The organism is Kosakonia oryziphila (assembly GCF_900094795.1).
Taxonomy (GTDB): Bacteria; Pseudomonadota; Gammaproteobacteria; order Enterobacterales; family Enterobacteriaceae; genus Kosakonia; species Kosakonia oryziphila.
The window spans coordinates 20,916-27,989 of the sequence record NZ_FMBC01000060.1; the positions used below are offsets into that span (position 1 = coordinate 20,916).

Here is a 7,074-nt window from a genome sequence, read left to right on the forward strand (position 1 = left end):
TGCACAGCCTCTCATATCCTTTTGTCGATACCGTGATGCAATGTGAGGAATAAAAATGGCAGATATTTTTGGATTAAAGAACCGGGTGGCGATAGTCACGGGAGCCGCAGGTGATATTGGCAAAGCCACGGTAGAACTTCTCGTCAGTCATGACGCCAGGGTACTGGCGCTGGATATCGACCCGGCGGTCCATGCGCTGGCGCAGCGCAATCAGGTGGTGGCACAACGTTGTGATGTCAGCCAGGAAGATGAAGTCATCAGCGCGGTCACTCTCGCGCAGGCCGAATTCGGCGGCGTGGATATTCTCATCAACAATGCAGGCAAGACCCTGAATAAACTCGCGACCGAAACTTCCGTTGAAGAATGGGACAACATTATGACCATTAATGCCAGAGGGTATTTCCTCCTGAGCCGGGAAAGCCTGAAGGCCATGCAACCCCGCAGGCAGGGAGCGATTGTCAATGTGGCGTCCGTGGTCAGCATGGTTGGCATGAAAGCCACAGCGGCTTACTCGGCCTCTAAAGGCGCAATAGCCCAACTGACGAAAGTTCTGGCGCTGGAGGTGGCTGAGTATGGCATCCGGGTTAATGCCGTCGCTCCTGGCGTCGTTGAAACAAATATTCTTTCCGGCATAGTCGAAGACAGCCGCGCTACGCTTGCCAGCTACGGCCACGCTCATCCACTTGGGCGGGTGGCTCAACCGGAAGAGATTGCTGAAGCGATTATCTGGCTTGCATCACCTAAAGCCAGCTTCGTTACGGGAACGGTATTGATGGCTGACGGCGGTTACACCGCGCAATAACCTGGAGATGATGATGAAAAAGCAGAGCATTTTGATTGTCGGGACTGAGAAAGGGTTGGGGCTGGGTCTGACAAAAGCGTATCTGGAGCGAGGCTGGGAAGTTTTTGCCACACACTTACCGGAGGCGGATACCTCCTCACTGCTTTCCCTGGGAGAGACTTACCCTGGCAACCTCACGACCAGCGAGATTGATGTCACCGATAAGTCCCATATCGGGCACCTAATCGGCAGGATCGGTGAACGGCAGTTTGACGTTATTTTTATGGTTTCCGGTATTTACGGACCTTTGCATCAGTCAGTGTTACAGGCATCTGACACTGAATTCCAGCGCCTCATGATGACCAATGCTTTTGGCCCTGCCCGCCTGGCCCGGCACCTTCTGCCGATGCTTAAGCCTGATGGAAGCCTGGTTTTTATGTCGTCGCACCGGGGCAGTATTGCTGGTAATACCGAGCCGGGGATAGGCCTTGAGCTTTACCGGGCCAGTAAAGCGGCGCTGAATATGCTGGCTCGCTGCATTTATATGGATATCAGCCACGGAGCACAGACCGTTCTGTCAATTCATCCAGGCTGGGTAGCGACAGCGATGGGCACGCTGGACGGTACAGTGGATGCCGAGATTGATGTCAGTACCAGCGTCAACGGCATGGTCAATGTGATTGAGAAGAACCGGAACGCCAGAAGCCATCTCTTCCTTGATTACGAGAATAATACCTGGCCCTGGTGATAACGGACAAAGCAGCCTGTATCTTTCGCCAGGTTATAAATATTGCGGTATTCACGCTTACCCACAGCAACGGTCGTGATAATTAGCTCGCTCTCGGCCATCTGATATATTTTGTTCAGCCAAACTGCACCTTATTCCCCTAAATTAGTTTATTAATCTATGGCGACGCCACCGCGTCGGTGATGTCGCCAGCCCGGAATAATGTGAAAACCATCACATTGCTTCGAGCTAATTCATGTCAGGAGGTCATAAGCATCCCGTGGTTACGGCAGAAACAATTACCGTGAACAGATTCACCTATTCGCCAGACCTTAATACACATGGTTTATATGGCAAATAACTATATATTAATCATAAAGTTAAATTCATTGTAGCGAAAATGAAATATATAATTTCACATATATCAATATTATCGATTAATTATTTCCCTGACCTCTCCCGATAAAGAAATGAAGCGCGGTCTGATAGCGGGAGGCCCAGCGCAATACCTACCCTGGACAACAACAACAACAGGTTAGCATGCTATGAAAATATCCTTTGCTCATAAACTGTGGCTTCCACTTGCCGTCGCACTTCTAAGCCTTGCCGGGTCATTATTCTTTGGCTCAGTAAAAATTAAAGATGACCAGCTAACGCTACGGAAAAAGGAATTAGTGTATGTTTCCCAGTTAGCCCTTAACGTGGTAAAAACGCAGGCTGCACTTGTTGATAAGGGACTGATATCAAAAGAGGAAGCGCAACAACGTGCCATCCAGATCATTAAAGACTTACGCTATGGCGACACAGGATATTTTACTATTCTGAACACCCAGGCACAGGTCATTATGCATCCTATTAATGCCGCGTTAATTGGCAAGGGGCCGGATGTTGCCGATGCCAACGGCGTATATATTTTCAGGGATATGGTCGCCGTGACGAAGGATGGCCATGATGGTTTCACCGCCTATGATTTCCCGCGACCGGGAGACACCGTACCGAAGCCCAAAATTGCCTACAATATTCCGTGGTCTCCCTGGGGATGGATTATTACAACTGGTCTTTATGTTGATGATATCCAGGAAGTCTTTCTAAGTTCGCTTTATCAGAACATCGCGCAATTTATCGCTATCAGCATTTTGCTCTCTGTACTGGTTTATCTGATTAACCGCAGTACATTGAAAACACTGGGTGGCGAACCGCGTTATGCGGCGGAGGTCGTGTCGCGAATTGCCGCCGGGGATTTATCGCAGGCAGTGGATAAAAAAGCCACGGATAATACAAGCCTGTTATATGAGATGGGGGTGATGCGCGAGCAACTGACTTCCGTTATTGAAGAGATCCGCGATGGCGCTGAAATGATCAACAACAATACCCAGAATATCGTCGCCGGTAATCAGGAGATAGCCGGACACACCGATCAGCAGGCGATATCTCTGGAAAGAACCTCCTCCAGCATGGAAGAGATTACCGCTGCCGTAAAACAAAATGCTGAAAACGCCGGACAGGCGCGTGAGCTGGCGCGCGGCGCGGTAGATATTGCCTCACGCGGGGGGGTGATGATGCAGAATGTCAATGACACCATGAACGGTATTTCTGAAAGCGCCGGTAAAATTGCCAATATCATCGACGTGGTAAACAGCATTGCTTTTCAAACCAACATTCTCGCGCTGAATGCGGCAGTTGAGGCGGCCAGGGCCGGGGAACAGGGGAAAGGCTTTGCCGTGGTTGCCAGCGAGGTACGCAATTTATCCTTACGCAGTTCTCAGGCGGCCCAGGAGATTAAAGAGCTGATTGAGGAGTCCGTCAGCCGCGTCAACAGTGGCTCGTCGCAGATTAAAATCGCCGGAGATAATATCGACGAGATGATTGAAGCCGTGCAGCGGGTTTCGGACATTATGTCGCAAATTTCCGTCGCGACTGATGAACAGAGCATTGGCATTAGCCAGGTCAACGAAGCCATCGTACAAATCGATTCTGTCACCCATCAGAACACTCAACTGGTGCAGCAGGCAGTCGTTGCAGCGAATGCGCTGGAAAAACAAACCCGGCGGCTCACGCAGACCGTGGCTTTCTTCACTACGGGTCGATAACGAGGATGGAGCGCCATTATGTATGAACCTCTGTCCGGGGCACTGCTGCAAAGATCGCAGCGCTGATAAAATTTGCTGTCGTTTTCACCAGAGGCGGTATTCATGAACGTATTCATAGGCCGACATTTCAGTCGTGACATCATCCTGTGGGCGGTACGCTGGTACTGCAAATACGGCATCAGCTACCGTGAAATGCAGGAGATGCTGGCCGAACGCGGCGTAAATGTCGATCACACCACCATTTATCGCTGGGTCCAGTGCTACGCACCTGAAATGGAAAAACGACTGCGATGGTACTGGCGTCAGCCTTCCGGCTTCTGTTCATGGCACCTCGATGAAACGTATATCAAAGTGAATGGCAGATGGGCTTACCTGTACCAGGCTGTTGACAGCAAAGGCCGCACCATCGATTTTTATCTCTCTCCGCGTCGTAACAGCAAAGCGGCATATCGTTTTCTCGGCAAGATTTTAAATAACGTGAAAGGCTGGCAGGTTCCCCGCCTTATCAATACAGATAAGGCTCCCACTTATGACCGTGCGCTTGCGTTGTTAAAACAGGAGGGCCGGTGTCCACCCGATGTTCAACACTGGCAGATAAAGTATCTGAATAACATCATTGAATGTGATCACGGCAAGCTGAAAAGGATAATCAGCGCCACGCTGGGATTTAAATCCATGAAGACGGCTTACGCCACGATAAAAGGGATTGAAGTGATGCGCGCGCTACGGAAAGGTCAGGCCGAATCATTTTATTTTGGTCATCCCCTGGGTGAAATGCGTCTGGTGAGCAGAGTCTTTGAACGATAAGACCTTTCAGTAACATTAAAGGTTGCCTCATCATGATCTTTGCAACAGTGCCTTTGCAAATGCCTTCAGTGCATTTTTTGCCCGGCTGGCATCCTGCTCTGAAGTGGATGCCCGGAGGTAACCAAAAACGAACATTTCTCGCCCTTATGGTAACATTTAAGTGGTATTGATATTTATGGTATCACTTATGTGGTCACTAATAATATTAGTCGTTATCTTTTTAAGTGGTAGATATTAGGCATACCCCAATGTGACCCGTTGACGCAACCGCTGGGCTTGTCCAGTCCCTCGCTTGCTCAGATGCAAGTTATGAACAGACTCAGGTTTGCGCTGTGGGTCAACAAAATTAAATATGATCATCAGAAATATTTTTTGGACACATTTTCCGATAGTGCCGAAATGTCCAGGTTGGAAAGCATTTTTTGTACATCTCTTGTATATGTTTGAAAGTTAATGAGTAAGGTATCGATAGAACTGGACGGAAATGAACTGAACGACCATTAAGTGTCCAGGGAAACGAAAATAAAGAAAATTAAGCAGGTTGAAACACTCATAGCGCGTATTATTAGCGTTCATACTTAGTCAGAATATAAAACTCCTTAATGTTCTCTTAATCTCTTTTCCCTATTATTTGCATGTTGCAATTGTCATTGCACCACAGATATACAGGTAGTGAGAAGTTAATTTTTTTATGCAATGTTACCTCTGGAATCGGGGTAATAAATTTAAACCTTATAAGAAAAATGCAGGGTTTATATGAGAAAAATCATGTGTGCCATCGTGATGGGAACCTCCCTTCTTTTATCTGCCAGCGTGATGGCTGGATCTGAAAGTGTTGAACATGCCATGAAGCTGATAAATAAAAGCTACCGTGCCGCACTTAAGGAGGAGGATGTTACATCATTTAAAAAGGATATTCAGGAGCTTAAAGCAACAGCCGAGTCCATTATGGACAGCGCCGCAGAGGGGTATGACAGGGAAACATATATTGCTGGCATGTCACTTTTAATTGATGAGGCAGTTGCTGTTGAAAGTGTCGCTGAAAAAGAAGGACTTGATGCCGGAAAAGTTGCTGCACAGAAGTTGGGTAGTCTGATGAGAAAATATCACAGTAAACTCGGCGTTGACTGAAGTCATTTATACATGTAATGGCTCACATTTCTGGCTGGTTGTGAGCCGTAACAGCCTAGGTAGCCTGTTACGGATTGCAAAAACCAACAGTTGATTAGCTGCAGAAGCGAGAGCATAAATACTTTTCAGTGCCATTATCAGGAAACCAGCCGCAACAGCATTTCCCCCTGTTTTCGCGGCAACTGCCGCGCTTTTCGGGAATGGCCCCGGCCGTTTTTTTCTGTACCGGAAGCAGCATGACTGAAACATATTCTTTCCATCCATCAGGTCCATCACAGGCTGTACCCGTTCTTCCCGGCCATTGATGACCGGGAAGACATCCGGCTTACACCGGTTTACGATAATGGATAACTGAGGCCGGACATCCACTGACTGATGCTCCGGACACTCCGGCGAAGTAAACCCGCAGCAACCGGCGCATAGATCATCACAGCCAGTACCCCTGTCAGCAGCAGCAACAACAAAAATACCCGTATCAGATGAAACCTCCTTACCCGCAGCTTTCATCAGACCGCCGGTAACCTTTGCCACCCACTCATGAGAATGGAGGCGTTTAAAAACCCGGTAACATCAGGCTCCCCGGACAGTCCGGGCACCCTTTCAGGTCCGGACTGCACACCGCACGGTGACCCGGGCAAAAACTGACTGACCGGACCCGCGCTGATTATTTACAGGTGCCTGCGTCCCCCGTCCGGGTGATATTGTTGTGGCGTGTCTGCAACTGACGCACGGTCTCATCCAGCGATTCCCGGTACACAGGTCCGGAGAGGTAATATCCCTGAAACCCGGTGACACCAGCCCTGCACAGGGCATTAAATTTCTCAGGCGAATCCACCCCTTCTGCAATACACTCCACATCATTAAGCTGGCAGTAGACCACCAGGGACTGTATCAGGCTGGCATCGTGATGATTATGCATAAAGGTATCGACAATCGATTTATCCAGTTTATAGCCATTGAACCGCACCTGACGCGCAGGAAAGGTCACGCTGTGGGAAGAAAAACAGTCATCCAGTAATATCCGGTGGCCGCCCCTTTGCATTTCCCTGATGTTCTCTTTGACCCCGCTGCGGCTGACATCTGTGGTTTCTGAAAACTCCAGCACCAGGCGCTCAGCCCGGGTGGGATCATTCAGTTGCTGACGTGCTGTCTCCAGCATACTTATCAGGGCCTTACTCCCCGCCACAAAGGCAGGGACATTAATCGCGAAATACCAGTCACCGGCAGTGGCATTTATCTGACGAACGGCCTCGCTGATGACAAAGGCGGTCAGCAGCAACCAGTTACCGGGCGACCTGATATTCGGCAGAAAGTCTGCCGGTTGCATCTCCTGACCATCCCGTCGCCAGCGGATCAGGATTTCAAAGCCTTTCGTCTCATAATGCCGGTCGGTGACAGGCTGAAAAACCGGAAAGACGTGCCCCTGATGCACGGCAAGCTCAAAGGCCTGTTCTTCCGGTGATAACCGGCCATTCGTGCTGCCGGGAGGGTTCCAGACCATGACCGGACGTTGATGACGGGGTAACAGCCTTGTCAGA

7 protein-coding genes and 1 pseudogene are annotated in these 7,074 nt (G+C 49.4%); 5 read left to right on the top strand and 3 right to left on the bottom strand.

Annotated features, from left to right (window positions below; genetic code table 11):
• The first annotated feature begins 55 nt into the window (after positions 1-55).
• The 4 genes from GA0061070_RS21335 to GA0061070_RS21350 all read left to right on the top strand — a co-directional run bounded on the left by GA0061070_RS21335 (position 56) and on the right by GA0061070_RS21350 (position 4,405).
• A complete protein-coding gene (locus tag GA0061070_RS21335) occupies positions 56-802 on the top strand; it encodes an SDR family NAD(P)-dependent oxidoreductase (RefSeq protein ID WP_090138219.1) in 747 nt (248 codons plus the stop codon).
• A 13-nt stretch (positions 803-815) separates the two neighbouring features.
• The gene (locus GA0061070_RS21340; RefSeq protein ID WP_090138221.1) at positions 816-1,529 is read left to right on the top strand and encodes an SDR family oxidoreductase; all 714 of its coding nucleotides are present in this window, start codon (positions 816-818) and stop codon (positions 1,527-1,529) included.
• Between the two features lie 524 nt (positions 1,530-2,053).
• Complete coding sequence (locus GA0061070_RS21345; RefSeq protein WP_090138224.1) at positions 2,054-3,598, top strand: methyl-accepting chemotaxis protein; 1,545 nt, start codon at positions 2,054-2,056, stop codon at positions 3,596-3,598.
• Between the two features lie 102 nt (positions 3,599-3,700).
• Complete coding sequence (locus GA0061070_RS21350; RefSeq protein WP_090138226.1) at positions 3,701-4,405, top strand: IS6 family transposase; 705 nt, start codon at positions 3,701-3,703, stop codon at positions 4,403-4,405.
• Between the two features lie 54 nt (positions 4,406-4,459).
• Here the strand turns inward: GA0061070_RS21350 and GA0061070_RS24920 are convergent.
• Positions 4,460-4,540 (bottom strand): annotated as a pseudogene (locus GA0061070_RS24920) (recombinase family protein); the annotation flags it as partial.
• Between the two features lie 621 nt (positions 4,541-5,161).
• Here GA0061070_RS24920 and GA0061070_RS21360 point away from each other — a divergent pair.
• Positions 5,162-5,536, top strand: a complete 375-nt coding sequence (locus tag GA0061070_RS21360; protein ID WP_090138227.1) for a cytochrome b562 — start codon at positions 5,162-5,164, stop codon at positions 5,534-5,536.
• Positions 5,537-5,542: 6 nt separating this feature from the next.
• Here GA0061070_RS21360 and GA0061070_RS21365 read toward each other — a convergent pair whose 3' ends face one another.
• Positions 5,543-6,067, bottom strand: coding sequence for a hypothetical protein (locus GA0061070_RS21365; protein WP_139109809.1), 525 nt, complete (start codon positions 6,065-6,067; stop codon positions 5,543-5,545).
• 133 nt (positions 6,068-6,200) lie between these two features.
• On the bottom strand, positions 6,201-7,074 hold an 874-nt coding region (locus tag GA0061070_RS21370; RefSeq protein WP_139109810.1), incomplete at its 5' end, for an EAL domain-containing protein.

What these genes read in the sequence shown, in the direction of transcription:
- GA0061070_RS21350 (WP_090138226.1), top strand. Translation starts at nt 3,701, where the DNA reads ATGAACGTATTCATAGGCCGACATTTCAGTCGTGACATCATCCTGTGG.
- GA0061070_RS21345 (WP_090138224.1), top strand. Translation starts at nt 2,054, where the DNA reads ATGAAAATATCCTTTGCTCATAAACTGTGGCTTCCACTTGCCGTCGCA.
- GA0061070_RS21340 (WP_090138221.1), top strand. Translation starts at nt 816, where the DNA reads ATGAAAAAGCAGAGCATTTTGATTGTCGGGACTGAGAAAGGGTTGGGG.
- GA0061070_RS21360 (WP_090138227.1), top strand. Translation starts at nt 5,162, where the DNA reads ATGAGAAAAATCATGTGTGCCATCGTGATGGGAACCTCCCTTCTTTTA.
- GA0061070_RS21335 (WP_090138219.1), top strand. Translation starts at nt 56, where the DNA reads ATGGCAGATATTTTTGGATTAAAGAACCGGGTGGCGATAGTCACGGGA.